Annotated in this window: 8 protein-coding genes; 1 reads left to right on the top strand and 7 read right to left on the bottom strand. The window is 71.2% G+C overall.

The window, feature by feature from the left end:
• Positions 1–7 precede the first annotated feature (7 nt).
• Entirely contained in the window at positions 8–2,782 is a 2,775-nt protein-coding gene (locus ABFX50_RS41035) for a fibronectin type III domain-containing protein (protein WP_346154463.1), read from the bottom strand.
• A 47-nt stretch (positions 2,783–2,829) separates the two neighbouring features.
• Positions 2,830–3,609, bottom strand: coding sequence for a fibronectin type III domain-containing protein (locus ABFX50_RS41030; RefSeq protein WP_346154462.1), 780 nt, complete (start codon positions 3,607–3,609; stop codon positions 2,830–2,832).
• Positions 3,610–3,627: 18 nt separating this feature from the next.
• Between ABFX50_RS41030 and ABFX50_RS41025 the strand changes: the two genes are divergently transcribed.
• Positions 3,628–4,404, top strand: coding sequence for a sulfotransferase family protein (locus tag ABFX50_RS41025; RefSeq protein ID WP_346154460.1), 777 nt, complete (start codon positions 3,628–3,630; stop codon positions 4,402–4,404).
• On the opposite strand, the gene ABFX50_RS41020 is transcribed toward ABFX50_RS41025, so the two are convergent.
• The 5 genes from ABFX50_RS41020 to ABFX50_RS41000 all read right to left on the bottom strand — a co-directional run bounded on the left by ABFX50_RS41020 (position 4,395) and on the right by ABFX50_RS41000 (position 13,542).
• On the bottom strand, positions 4,395–5,093 hold the full coding sequence (locus ABFX50_RS41020; protein WP_346154459.1) for a hypothetical protein: 699 nt from the start codon (positions 5,091–5,093) through the stop codon (positions 4,395–4,397). The genes ABFX50_RS41025 and ABFX50_RS41020 overlap by 10 nt on opposite strands.
• A gap of 20 nt (positions 5,094–5,113) precedes the next feature.
• Entirely contained in the window at positions 5,114–7,375 is a 2,262-nt protein-coding gene (locus ABFX50_RS41015) for a fibronectin type III domain-containing protein (RefSeq protein ID WP_346154457.1), read from the bottom strand.
• Positions 7,376–7,385: 10 nt separating this feature from the next.
• The gene (locus ABFX50_RS41010; RefSeq protein ID WP_346154455.1) at positions 7,386–12,167 is read right to left on the bottom strand and encodes a hypothetical protein; all 4,782 of its coding nucleotides are present in this window, start codon (positions 12,165–12,167) and stop codon (positions 7,386–7,388) included.
• Between the two features lie 368 nt (positions 12,168–12,535).
• Positions 12,536–13,135 carry a hypothetical protein gene (locus ABFX50_RS41005; RefSeq protein WP_346154454.1) on the bottom strand — a complete coding sequence of 200 codons (600 nt, stop codon included), beginning with the start codon at positions 13,133–13,135 and terminating at the stop codon, positions 12,536–12,538.
• Positions 13,136–13,245: 110 nt separating this feature from the next.
• Positions 13,246–13,542 (bottom strand): DUF6504 family protein, encoded by a 297-nt coding sequence (locus ABFX50_RS41000; RefSeq protein ID WP_346154586.1) that lies wholly within the window; start codon positions 13,540–13,542, stop codon positions 13,246–13,248.
• Between the last annotated feature and the right edge of the window lie 18 nt (positions 13,543–13,560).

Genomic DNA, 13,560 nt, shown 5'->3' with positions numbered 1-13,560 from the left:
GTCCGGGCTACACCCAGGCGTCGTACGCCGCCACGACCAGGCGGGGGCCGCCCGAGGCGCCGGCGAGCGGCTGACCGGCCAGGGTGAGCGTGTTGATGCCGGGCAGCAGCATGAACCACGCGGGCAGATGCGCCACCGCGCTCCTGCCTGGCCGCGGCACCGGCCACACCTCGGGCGGCACATGCGCCAGGACCTGCCGGGTGGCCAGGTCGAACTCGAGGCTGTAGCGCGGGTCGGCGGGCAGGCTGGAGCCGGTCATGGCCCGCATCACCGTCCCGGACTCCTCGTGGGTGATCGTCCAGTCCTTCACGGGCCCGTACAGGCGCATCCGGGCAGGGATCTGCGGATAGGTGCCCGCCATCGTCAACGTAAGCGAGGACTCCCCGGGCAGAGAGGCGACCAGCGCGGACGCCGACACCGGGTGGGTGGCGTAGCGGCGCGGGTCGGACGCCTTAACCGTGAACGACCAGCGGAACGCGAGCGGGCCGTCGTCGACGGCCTCGATCTGGCCGGCCAGCCGTACCCGCGCCTGCCTGACCCGCAACGCGTCCTCGACCCGCAGTAGCCCCGCCTCGCGCGGATGAAGCATGCCGACCATCCGCTGTTTGGCCGCCTCCATCGCAGCCGGCGAGTCGGCGACCGCCACCCCTTCGAGCGTGATCACGCGGCTGCCGTACTGCCCGGCGCCCGACCAGGCGCCATCCACGCCGCCGAGCGTGGCCGAGACCGGCCGCACCGGAGGCGCGGACGCCCACCCAGTTGCCTTCTCCACCACCCAGTCCACGCCGTGCGCGTCGCGGACGTTGCCCGCCCAGCCGCCGAGCCGGTACACCGGCGTGTCGAGCGGCAGGTACGGCACAGCCACCGTTCGCACGGTCACCGAGTTGTCCAGCGACCGCTGCCCGATGGTGTCGACCGACGCGACCCGCAGCGCGTAGTCGAGGCCGGGCGACAGGCCAGTGACGCGGCGGCGGCGAGTGACAGGCCCATCCACCGTGTAGTCCGTGCCGGGAGTGGAATGCACCACCTCCCCGTCGACCATCACCTCGAAGCCGACCACGCCGAAGTCGTCGCTGGAGGGCCCCCACGCCACATCCACCCAGTCCTCGCCCACCGAGAACGTGAACGGCGGGGCAGTCGGGTCCTCGTCGTTGAGGGTCCGCACCGTCAGCACGGCCGGGTTCGAGCGCTGCCCGATCCGGTCCACCGCCCACACCTGCACCGCGTAGGCGGTGTCATCCGGCAGCGGCCCCGCCTTCGCGTACTCGAGCACGTTCTCGTTGGAGAACACGATCTGGCCGTCCACCGCCAGGTCGTAGCCGACGACCCCGACGTCGTCGGTGGCGGCGTCCCACGCCACCGACCACGCGGTGTAGGACACGGCGGTCACGCGCAGGTTCGGCGGCGGCTCGGGCGGCGCGTCGGCAGGCGACACGTGGGTGAGCTGCGCCCGCAGCGACCGGTTGCCAGTGGCGTCGACCGCGTCGACCGCCACCTGGTAGGTGGTCTGCGGGGTCAGGTCGGAGAAGGAGAAGGACAGCCCGACGACTTGCTGGGCGAGCACGCCGTCGAGATACACGCCGTACCCGGCGACGCCGACGTTGTCGGAGGCGGCTTCCCAGGCGACGGTGAGCGTGTACGGGCCTGCGCTGGCCACCCGCAGCGCGGGCGGCGCCTGCGGCGGCTCTTCGTCGATCTCCGCCTGCACCGTCAGCGACGCCTTCGCCGAGCGGTGCCCGGCGCCGTCGACCGCGTCGACCTCCACCAGATAGGTGGCGCCGGGGGTGAGCCCGTCGAAGGTCCAGCCGAGCCCCGCGTGGGTTGTGGCGGCCTGCACGCCGTCGAGCCACACGCCGTACCCGGCCACGCCGGTCACCGCGTCGGTCGAGGCGTCCCACGCCACCGACACCTGGGTGCCCGACACGGCCGTGACCCGCAGGTTCGGCGGGACGGTGGGCGGCTCGGAGTCGGTGGAGGCGTTCAAGACGGCCTTCGCCGACCGGTTGCCGACCGTGTCGACGGCGTCGACCTCCACCTTGTAGGTGCGTCCCGGCACCAGGCCGAGGAACGTCCGCGACAAGCTGCCGCCCGCAGGCGCGCCCGGCGTGGCCTGCACGAGCTCGGCCTTCGGCGATCGGTTGCCTGCCGCGTCGACCGCATCGACTGCCAGCGTGTAGCTGGTACCCGCCGCGAGCCCGGTCACGGCGCGCGTCAGCCCGGCCAGGTCCCCGCCCTGCTTGACCCCGCCGAGATACACGCCGTACCCGGCGACGCCGACGTTGTCGGTGGAGGCCTCCCACGCCAGCACGACGTCGGTCGCCGACATCGAGGTGACTCGCAGCCCGGTCGGCGCGGTGGGTGGCGCCGGGTCAGGCGGGGTGTACTCGATCGTGACGTTGTCGATCCACGCAGCATCAGCGCCGACCGAGCTACTGCCGTCTTTGCTGAAGCGGAAGGTGACGGTGCTGGCGTTCGACACGTTGTAGACGCCGCTCTGCGTCCATGCGACCTCGCCCGCGGCGGAGAACTTCTCGTTCGGGTCCCCGCTCACGAAGAAGCGGAAGAAGTCGTAGTTGCCCTCGCTGGACACCTTGTAGTGGAAGCGGATGGTGCTCGCGCCCGCCGGGAGGGTCATCACGCAGTCGGAGGTCCCACTGTCTCCGATGTCTTCGGACTTCAGCGCGTATGAGCCCGCGAACTTCTGGCTGGTGTCCCGCACCCAGGTTCCCGACCTGGCCACCGCTGGCGTGGGCGACTCAAAGCCCTCAACGATTGTTGCCATCCCTGCGCCCCCTTCTCACTGACTGCTTTCTCGTCTTCGTGCACCGGTCAGGGCCCGGCGACCTTGGCCCCGTCCAGCCACACGCCGTAGCCGGAGACGCCGAGATTGTCGGTGGAGGGATCCCAGCCCACGGTGAGCGAAGTACCGGTGACCTCGACAACCCGCAGGTTCGGCGGCGTGCTCGGCGGCTCGGCGTCTGCGGGGCCGAGGATCTCCAGCGCCGCCCACTCCCAGTTCGCGGCCGCGGTGCCGGGCGCGTCCAGGTTGAACGTCACGGCCTGCTCGGCGGCGGCCGCGGCTGCGGCTTTACGCACGAACAGGCCATTGCCCGCGCCCGAGAAGATTTCCGCCATGGTGTAGCCCTCGGCGACGTCCGTCGACGACGGCCGGGCGGTCGCGCTCCCCGTGGTGTTGTGCTCGTTGGCGACGCAAAAGCCGAGACTGCCCAAACGGGTGGCGGCATACCCGGTGACGGTCGCGTTGTTGGTGGTGGACGTGTTGGCGCCGGAGCGGCCCACGTACGTTCCTGGCTCGTGGCCGGTCACCAGCCACACCTTGAATCCGCCGATCGGGTTGCTGCCCGTGAGCGTCACCTGCAGGCCCGGCTTGGCTGTCGGGACGGGCGCCGTCCACAGCTTCGCCCGCTTGTTCACTGACTCCTTGCGGAGCGTCCACGTGATGCCAGAGGCCACGGGGATGTCGCCGCCGGAGCCCGCGTAGCCTGCCACCAGCAGAGCGCCCGCGGGCGCGTCGAACGGCTGCGTGGCCGCCATCCCGTAGGAGCCGGTCACCATGGGCGGGCTCGCTCCCGAAACACTAACTGCCACTGTCAGTACCCTCCCGGCATGGATGATGATCAGCAGCCGGGCATGCTACGGACGGATGCGGTTACCGTCGCTTCCGGCCTGCCGCGCCTGCTGGCCGCGCCGACCATGCTGCTGTCGGCCCCCAGGTCGGGCTCCACCCTGCTGCGCGCCGTCTTGGGAAGTCACAGCCGACTCCACGCCCCGCACGAAATCACCCTCAACAAGATCACCGTGGACGTGCCATTCGGCGTAGTCGAAGGGCAGCTCCGCCAGGTCCGCACCCGGCAGGACCTGGAGCATCTGCTGTGGGATCGGGTCCTGCACGCCGAACTCCAGCGCTCCGGCAAGCCGCGCATCGTGCACAAGAGCCCCGGCGACGTGCTGGCGTGGGAGCGGCTCGCCGCCTGCTGGCCGGACGCCCGATGGGTGTTCCTGCTGCGCCACCCGGCCAACATCCTGCAATCGTGGGTCGACGCCACCGACCACGGCCCGGACGCCTCCGCCGCTCACCTGCTCACATTCATGACCGCCCTCGACGCCGCACGGGCCGCCCTGCCCGGCATCACCGTCCGCTACGAACAGCTCGTCGCCGACCCCGCCGCGCATGTCGCCCGCGTCTGCGACCACCTCGGCGAACCCTTCGAGCCGGCCATGCTCAACTACGGCCAGCACGGGCACGGCCCGTTCCGTCGCGGGTTCGGCGACTGGAGCGACAACATCAACAGCGGCCGCATCCAGACCGGCCGCCCGCTCCCGCCGCCGAGCCGCATCCCCCACGTGCTGCGCCCCGTCTGCGAAGCGTGGGGCTACGCCTGAACGGCCTGGGCGAGCTCCTCCTCCGGCACGGTCCAGCCCGGCCGCACCCCCGGCCACGACAGAGCGGCACCGCTGATCCAGCCTGCTGTGGGCGTCTGGCAGGTGTGCCACTCGGGCCGCATCCTCCTGCGCAGGTAGTTGCGCCCGTCCGCCCGGTAGATGCCCGCCCCCATCTCGCGCAGGCGGGCCAGCACCAGCCCGTCGACGCCGGACCCCACCATGGGGAAGCCACCCACCTCGGCCAGCAGTGCGCGAGGCAGCGTGATCGACCCGCCCGCCACGTGCCAAAACCAGCCGACCAGACCCGGCCTCCAGTAGGTGCGGTCATGCTCGGCGGCGTACACCCACTCGCGCAGCGTCACGCCCACCACATCCGCGCCGACCCGCTGCCGCTCGGCGAGCAGGCCAGCCAGGTAGGTGGGCGCATACCAGTCGTCGTCATCCCACACGCTGACCAAAGACCCGGACGCGCGCCCCGCCGCGGCCTGCACCACACCGCCGTACGGCACCGCCTCGTCGACGTCGACGACCGTCACCGGCACGCCCGCGCCCGACACCATGCCCGCTGCCCGGTCCGCCCAGCCGTGCGCGGCGAGCACCACCTCCACCTGCACGCCGACCTGCCCGGCGATCTGGGCGAGCGCGCCGACCGCCAGGTGCGGCCGCCGCGACGCCAGCAGCACACTCACCCCGCCATCCCCGCCGCTGGTCACCGCCATGCGTCCCACGCCTGGACCACCATGCGCGGCGTCCCCGTCTGGCCCGCCACCGGCTGACCAGCCAACACGATCGTGTTCGGCCCGTTCTGCAGCGCGAACCGCGCCGGGAACGAGCCGAGCATGCCCCGCCCCGGCCGAGGCTCCGGCCACACATCCGGAGGCACGAACGCCCACACCTGCCGCGTGGCCAGGTCGATGTCGAGGCTGTACCTCGAGTCTGCGGGCAAGCTCACGCCAGGCTTCGACCGGATCACCAGGCCGGTCTGCTCGTGCGTGATCGTGAAGTCCTTGATCGGCCCCCACACCTGGATCCGCGCCGGAATCCACGGGTAGTCGCCCGCCAGGAACACCTCACCGGACGCTGAGCCCGGCAGCACCGGCACCGCCACCTCGCGGTAGATCGGCCGCACCGCCGTACGGCGCGGGTCCGGCGCTTTCACCGTCAACACCCACCCGAACGCGACCGAGCCGCGGTCGACGATCTCCACGGCGCTGTCGAGCCGTACCCGAGCCTGCCGGGTCCGCTCGCGCTCCTGGACCCGCAGCGTGCCCAGCTGGCGGGGATACAGCACCGACGTCATCCGCTCCTGCGCCGCGAGCATCTCCCGCCGCGAGGCGGCGACCGCCGTCCCCTCCAACGTGATCAGCCTCCCGCCGTAGGTGCCGGGCCCGGAGAAGCCGCCGTCGCTCGAGTCCGACTCGGCATCCAGTGCCAGGACGTCGGCGGAGGAAGACCAACCCTCTTCCCGCTCGACCACCCAGTCGACGCCGTGAGCGTCGCGGGCGTTCCCGGTCCACCCCTCCAGCCGGTAGACGGGCGTCGCGAGCGGCACCCAGTCGGCCGACAGCGTGAACGCTTCAGTTTCGGCGAGCGGGCCGCGGCCGCCGCCGTCGTCGACCGCCCGCACCCCGACCTGGTAGAAGCTGGCCGGGTCCAGGCCCTCGATGACGTGGCCGAGCGTGCTGGTGGCGGCGGTCACCTCACCGTCGAGGAGGATCTCGTAGCGGGCGATCCCCAGATCGTCGGTGGCGGCCTGCCACGCCAGGGTGATCTGGTCGACGCCGGGTGTGGCGGTCAGGCCGGGCGGCGCCGAGGGCAGCGTGTCGGCCAGCGTGACGAAGTCGACGGCCGCGATAGGCGACCGGTTGCCGCTGGCGTCGACCGCGTCCACCCCCGCCGTGTGGCTGCTGCCGCGCGCCAGGCCGGTGAAGGTGTGCTCCAGGTCGGGCTGGTCGCCGCCCTTCTTCGCTCCGTTCAGGTAGATGCCGTACCCCGACAGGCCCACGTCATCGAGGGAGGGCTCCCACACGATGGTGGCGCTGGTGTGGGCCAGCGCGGCCACCCGCAGGTTCGCGGGCGTGGTCGGCGGGGTGGTGTCGGTGACCGCGAGCACGCTGATCGTGCTCTTGGCCGACCTGTTTCCGGCAGCGTCGCGGGCGTCCACGCTGAGCGCGTACGTCTGCCCCTTGGTCAGGCCGGTGAAGGTGTAGGTGAGCGCGCTCTGGTCGCCGCCCTTCTTCGCTCCGTCCAGGTAGAGGCCGTACCCGGTGACGGCCTTGTCGTCGCTGGCTGCATCCCACGCGATCGTCACCGCGGTGTCGGTCACGTTGGTGGCGCGCAGGTTCGGCGGCGAAGTGGGGGCGACCACGTCGGTGACGCCGAACCCGACGAACGCCGCCTGTGCCCGCCCTGCGCCGTTCATCTCGTTGGTGATCGTCGTCATGCCCGGTGGGGGCATCGGGCTGATGTAGAACTGCGCGGTGTTCTGCGTGGAGGAGAACCCGCCTGGACTGGCGGTGTTCTCGGTCATGGCCGGCGTCCACCTATTCGGGGTGACAGCGCCGGTGCCCGTCCGTTCGAAGACGCCGAACACGGCGCCGACGCCTGCGGGCACGTTGACCGGGTCGCAGCTGATGGTGGTGGCTGCTGAGTCCGCGTTGCCGCTGGTGGCGAAAAGCACGTCGCGGCAGTCGTCGCGGACCTGCAGGAAAAGGATCACGCCGTCGCCGCCCGCGCTCACCGACACGTCGACGCGGGTTTCGCCACCGGTCGCGACCCGTGAGTAGATGTGGGCGTGGTCGTAGCCGTCCGCGGCCGCGTGCCTGACGTACCCGGAAGTGAGCATCGAGGGCGTGTTGAAGGCGGCGACCATGACCACGATGCGGTGCCCTGCCTGGACCGCGGGGAAGGTGAGACTCGTCGTCGTCGAGGACGAGTGCCCGAATGTGTAGGCCTGGTGGATGACACCCAACGTGGACTCCTTACTTGACCAGGGCGCCGAGGCGGCGCGCGGCCTGATTGCCGATCGAGATCTCGTCCTGGCCGGGCTGCGGATGGATGATCACCGTCGCGTTGCCGCCACCGGCGCCGCCCTGCTGCTGGTCGACCGGCCGCGCCCGGCTCGTCGACCGGGAAGCCCGATACAGGTCCGCGGAGCTGGTGCCGACGACGCCGCCGTTGGCGTAGTGGTCGAGTCGGCCCCTGCGGGCGGCATCGTTGACCGCACCGATCCAGCCCGACCCGAGCCAGCGGGCCGCCTCCGGCCGTAGCCACGCCTCGCCGGGAGAGACAGCGGCGAGCATGGTGTCGCGGCCGGGCGCGTAGCCCGGCAGCACGCCGTAGGACCCCCCGGGGACGATGCCGCCGCGCGCGTACGCCTTCTGCTGCTTGCCGCCGCTGGCGGGGGCGTTGGAGCGCAGCCAGCCGATGAACCCGTCGATCAGCGACACCGGGATACGGCCGACCATCTGCTGCCAGCCGGTCTTCGAGCCCGCCCCCGACAAGGCCAACGCCTTCAGCGGCGACAGCGCCTTCTCAGCGAAGTAGACCGCGCCCTTCTTGAACCAGTCAGTCCAGGAGTTGCCGCCGCCTTCCTTCTTGACGGTGCCGCCCTTCGCGAAGCGCTGCAGCCTGCCCCTGCGGGCAGCATCGTTGACCGCGCCGATCCAGCCGGAGCCGAGCCAGCGGGCCGCCTCCGGCCGTAGCCACGCCTCGCCGGGAGAGACGGCGGCGAGCATGGTGTCGCGGCCCGGCGCGTAGCCCGGCAGCACGCCGTAGGAGCCCCCCGGGACGATGCCGCCACGCGCGAACCCGAGGTTGACGGTTGGCAGCTTGCCGAGCCCGACCTTCTCGGCGATCCAGTTCCAGGCCTTGACGATGCCCTGGTTGTAGACGGTCTCGACGATGAACTTGATCGGCGCCTTCGCGATCTCCTTCAAGCCCTGCCACACCTTGTCGATGAAGGCGACGGCCTTCTTGAAGGCGCCCGGCAGGGTCTCGCTGATAAACAGCCAAAAAGCCGACAGACCAGGCTTGATGACCTTCGTCCACACGAAGTCGATGGCCTTACCGATGCCGTCCCAGGCGGGCTTGATGGCGTTGTTCCACAGCCACGCCATGGCCGGGCCGAGGGTGTTCTTGATGAACCCCCACAGGGCCGACAGGGCGGGCTTGATGACGCCGTCCCACGCCGACTTGATCGCTTTGGAGATGTTCTCCCACGTCGGCTTGATCAGCGCCGTCCACAACTGCTGAATGACCGGCCACAGCGTGTTCTTGATGTAGCCCCACAAGGCGGCCAAGGCGGGCTTGATGACGTTATTCCACGCCCACTGCACGGCCGTCGAGATGGCCTTCCACGCGGCGTCGACCGCGTTGCGGAACCACTCGATGTTGTTGTAGGCCCAGATGGCGCCCGCCACCAGCGCGGCGATCGCCAGCACGATGATGCCGATCGGGTTGGCGTTCAACGCCGCGTTCAGCAACCACTGCACGCCCGTCCACGCCACCGTGGCGGCCTTGACCACACCCGACGCCGCAGCGACGAGCAGCTGCTTGCCCTGCGCCAGCCCGGCCTGCAGGGCGACAGCGCCGTAGGAGAGGGCCAGCTTGCCGACGTCCGCCGCGGCGGTCGCGGCCGCCTTGCCGTACTGGGCGAGCTTCGCGCCGCCGTCCTTGGCGAAGTCGGCGGCCTTGCCCGCGCCGGAGGCGATCGCGCCGCCCACGCTGGCCGCGACCCCGCCGCCCGCCTTCGCGCCCGACGCGGCCGCGCCACCCGCCGCCGACAGCAGACTCTTCGGGTCGATCTTGGAGAACCACCCGGAAGGGTTGATCTTGCTGGTGACGGTGCCGACCAGGTCCTTCGGGTTGATCTTCTGGAACATGCTGGTCGGATTCAGCTTGGACAGCGCGCCCTTGACCTTGGTCGCCAGGCTCCCGGCCACCACGTCCAGCGCGCTGGACTGGGCCAGCGAAGCGAACGCGCCCGCGATGGCAGCCCCGCCCTTGGCGACCGCGCCCCCGGCCGCCTTCGCACCGGATGCCACCGCGCGACCGGCCTTCGACGCCCCGGTCGGCTGCCCGTCCTTGCCGTCACGGCCGCCGCCGCCCAACCCGCCGACGAAGTCCGCCGCGCCCATCCCGGCCTTCACCGCGCCGATCGGCGCCCTGGCCAGCAGCCCGATGCCCTTCGCGGCCAAGCCGAGCATCTTGACCGCGTTACCGAGGCCGGCGAACTTGGCGATGATCAGGAACAGCGCCGCCAGCGGGCCGATGATGGTGACCAGGGCGGCGCCGATCTCGGTCCCGGCCAGCGACTCGAAACCCTGGACGATCAGCCGCAGGACGCCGAGCACCGACTCCAACGCGGCCGGGTCGAGGCCGAGCGTGAACGTCTTGGCCAGCCCGCCCAGATCGCTGAGCAGCCCACCGAGCTCCCGCATCACCGGGATGAGCCCGTCAAAGAAGGCGCGCGCCTTCTCCTGCGTCGCCGGATCAGCCGCCCACTGCGCGAACCGTTCCGCGCCCTGCGCCAGGTCCTCCAGCAGCGTGCCCCCGGACGGCGCGGCCGCCTCCGCGAGAGACACGATGCCCTCGAAGAGGTTGGAGACGATCCGCCACAGCTTCGAGGCGGCCTCCCACGCCCGCTCGAAGAAGTCCTCCATGCTGCCGTCCGCGCGGTTGGCAGCCATCAGATCGGCGAACCGGTCGGCCCCTTCGGCGACCAGGTCGGCGAACTTCACGACGAACGGCGACAGCACCACGAACACGTCGGTGAGGCCGCGGAAGGCCGAAACGCCGGCCTTACCGAACAGGCTGAGTGCCTGGTTGTTGCGGCCCATGATCTGCGACAGGTCCGCGTTGAACGTCTTGCTGCCGAAGAAGTTGCCGAAGTCGCGGGCGATGTCGCCGAGCGTCGACCCGGTGATCGCCAGGTTGCCGCGCAGCGTGGCCAGCAAGGGCAGCGCGGCCCGCACGCCAGCCTGCAGGCCGGGCGCGAGCGCCTCCTGCGTCGCCTCCCGCACCCGCGACAACTCCGGCCGAACCACGTTGTGCAGGTAGAGGACGAACGACCGCATCGCGGGCGACAGCTTGGCCATCGCGATCGCGACCGGATCCGCCCCGCCGCCGCCGCTGGAGGCAGGTTGGGCGGCCGCCTTCTCCGCCGCATGCTTGGCCTTCTTCGCCTTCTCCAACTCGGCCCGCGCGTCGGCGGCGGCTTCGCCCGCGTTGCGGCGCGAGCGGCGGGCCCGCTCCAGCGCCTCCTCCGCATCGCGGACACGCCGCTTGGCGTCGATGATCGCCTCGTCAGCGGCGGCGATCCGCCGCGCCCCGTCCTCCGCCTGCCGCGCCGCGTCCTTGCGCGCCTCGGTGATGCCGCGCTCAGCCTCCAAGATCCGCTCTTGGGCAGCGGCGAGCTGCTCCTGCGCGGCCTGTACTTCCTTCGACCCCTCGACGCCGCGGGCGTCGGCGTCGGCCTTCTCCTCGGCCAGGTCGCCGTTGCGCTCCTTGACCTCCTCCAGCCGCTGCAACGCCTGCCGGAAAGCAAGATCCGCTTCGCGCTTGTCCAGATCGGACGCGAAAGGGTCTTTCATCACCTTCTCGAGGCGCTCCTTGGCGCGCTCGATCCCGATCTGCGCCGACTCCTCATCCAGCGCCCCGCCCTTGACCGCCAGCGCGAGATCTTCGAGCCGCTCCTTCGCCGCCCGGCGTGCCTCGTTCAGCCCCTCCTGCGCCTTCTGCGACGCCTTTACCGCCGTGGCGTAGCCGCGCTCGGCATCAGCGATCCGGCGCGAGGACCGCTCGGCCGCATCGGCGACCGCCTGAGCGACCCGGCCCGAGTTCTCGCGCGCCTCCTGCACCGACTCGATGGCCTCGCGGACGCGCTCCTCCGCGTCACGCACCGCCCGGTTGGAGTCGATCAGGCCCTCGCGCGTGTCACGCACCCGGCGTTCGGCCTGCTTGATCCGCTCGGCCGCCTGCTCAACCCGCGCCGCGGCCGCCTCCCGGGCGGCGGCCGCCGCCCCAGCCGACGCGCCCGCCGTCTGGTCGGCCTGCGACAGCGCACCCAGCGCCCCGCCCACCCCGGCCAGGCCGACGAGCAGACCGGCCAGGCCCTGCGCGGCCGCACCGGCAGCAGCCGGCAGGATCGCCAGCGAGCCGCCCGCCTGCCCGGCAGCCGACACCAGCGCGAACAAGCCGCCCGTCAGTTGGCCGACCGTGCCGACCAGGAACCCGACCCCGGCAGCGACGGCCGGGGCGATGGCGAGCTTCGCCGCCCAGTCGCCGATCCGCGACATGTCGGGCATGTCGATGCGGAACGGCAGCGTGATCGGTGACTGGGCGGTGGTGCGGAATCCGTCAAGTTCGTCGCGGGCGGGCGAGGTGTCGGCGTCGATCGTCACGGAGGTGGCCGCGTCACGCGAGGCAGCCTCGACGTCGTCACGCAGTTGTCCGCCGTCCACGTCGGCGGTGACCCGGACCCGGACCTCGCCGCGACCGACCTCGTCGAGGTCACGCTGCAGCCCGGCCCGGTCGACGGACGTCCGCAACCGGACAGACGTCTGCCGCTCGGCGGCCCGCGCGGCCGCCTCCGCCTCCGCCTGGACCCGGCGCGCGTCAATCTCGGCCTGCAGCTTCGCCTTGACCCGGCGCACCCGCCGATCAACGTCGCGCTGAAGACGCCCCTCGTTGACCTCTGACAGATCGGCGACGACCTTGATGTCGATCCGGCCGCCGTCGATCCCCTCGCCCAGCTCGTCCACCCGAGCCTCCCCCCGAAAGCCGGGTGGGAGAATGCCGGGTTCGGCCCCTTACGTCGCACGAGCGGGACGCAAGCGCAGACGGTTGGCAGCATCCGCGACAGCGCAGCGCTCCTGGCCTCATAGACGACAGGGCGGTGCGGGGAGAAACCCCGCACCGCCCTGTGCTCACGTAATGACGTGCGTTGTCGCAGCCATCACCGCGAAAGCCCGATCCATACCTCGTTTACCGCCGCCCGTAACCCAGTCTGGGCGGGCCACCTCGCGAGGCTTCGGCCTGCGATGCTCGGCCGCCAGCACCGCGAGCTCCTCCAAGATTTGGGTGAGGATCTCGTGCTCGCGCGGCCACGGATCAGCCCGCTGCTCTGCCGTCAGGCGGAAGAGGGCATCGGGGGGAAGCCGGTCAGCTCGGGCGAGGAGGCGACGGACTCCGAAGAAGCCGGGCTCGCCGGGGCGCCGCCAAGCTCCGCGGGAGTCGAAGCCGGGATAGTGGTGGGCGAGGTCGGCGTCGAGATCGTCCCACCGTTCGAGGAGCCGGAGGACGGCGAGGATTCCCCCAGGCGCAGCCTGTAGATCCTCATCAGCCCCTGGACGAGGGCGACCACGTCGGGGACGGAAGGGCGGGCGGCCAGGAACCGGGTGTAGCCGTCCTCGCCGAGCAGCCGCCTGGCCATGTTCTTGGCGGCGACCATCAGCTGGTCGGGCAGCCGCTTATTCATGATGAGCTGGTCCACAATCATGTCGAGCACGGACATGGTCGCCTGCTCGGGCGACTGGCCCTTGGCGGCGTCGATCGCCGTACGGACGACTAGAGGGATGTCGACGGCGATCTCGGTAAGCGGTTCGAGCACATCGAGCGGCAGCTCGGTCGGCAGCATGCAGATCTGCTCTCCGCGGAAGCGGAGTGGGAAGAAGGCAGCCGCGGCCGCGCCGCGTTCGGCGCGGGCGGAGTCAAGGTCGAGCTCGAGCATCCCCGTAGTCCTCCATCATCGGGCGGGCTGGTCGGGGCGGACGGTAGAGCAAGCCGCGCCTAGCGTCCTGCCAGGAGAACTCGAAGGGCCTCCCATATGGGAAGCTCCGATCAGTCTTCGAACCCCGCCAGGACCCACTTCTCGCGCGCCACGTCGAGGGTGAGCAGGAGCACGCCGGCGCCCTGAGCGGACTGAGCTTCGAGCTGGTAGTGCCAGACGTCGAGCGGCGCTTCGTACAGCAGGGTGTCGGTCCACCACTGGCGGGCGGTGGCCCAGCTGCGGAGGATCTCCCGCACCTTGTAGACGCGTCGCCCGTCCGGGCGGTCCCACGCGAAAGAGACGGGCCTGCCGAGCGGGTACGGGGTGTCGTCGTCGGGCTCGGTCACGACGTCGACGGGCTGGTCCATCGCCTTCACCTCAGCCAA

Source organism: Nonomuraea recticatena (assembly GCF_039533245.1).
Classification (GTDB): Bacteria; Actinomycetota; Actinomycetes; order Streptosporangiales; family Streptosporangiaceae; genus Nonomuraea; species Nonomuraea roseola.
The sequence above is the reverse complement of the archived record's forward strand: the minus strand, read 5'-3'. Positions and strand labels throughout refer to the sequence as shown.

Coding starts and splice junctions, on each gene's coding strand:
- ABFX50_RS41025 (WP_346154460.1), top strand. CDS start 3,628: ATGGATGATGATCAGCAGCCGGGCATGCTACGGACGGATGCGGTTACC.
- ABFX50_RS41035 (WP_346154463.1), bottom strand. CDS start 2,782: ATGGCAACAATCGTTGAGGGCTTTGAGTCGCCCACGCCAGCGGTGGCC.
- ABFX50_RS41005 (WP_346154454.1), bottom strand. CDS start 13,135: ATGCTCGAGCTCGACCTTGACTCCGCCCGCGCCGAACGCGGCGCGGCC.
- ABFX50_RS41000 (WP_346154586.1), bottom strand. CDS start 13,542: ATGGACCAGCCCGTCGACGTCGTGACCGAGCCCGACGACGACACCCCG.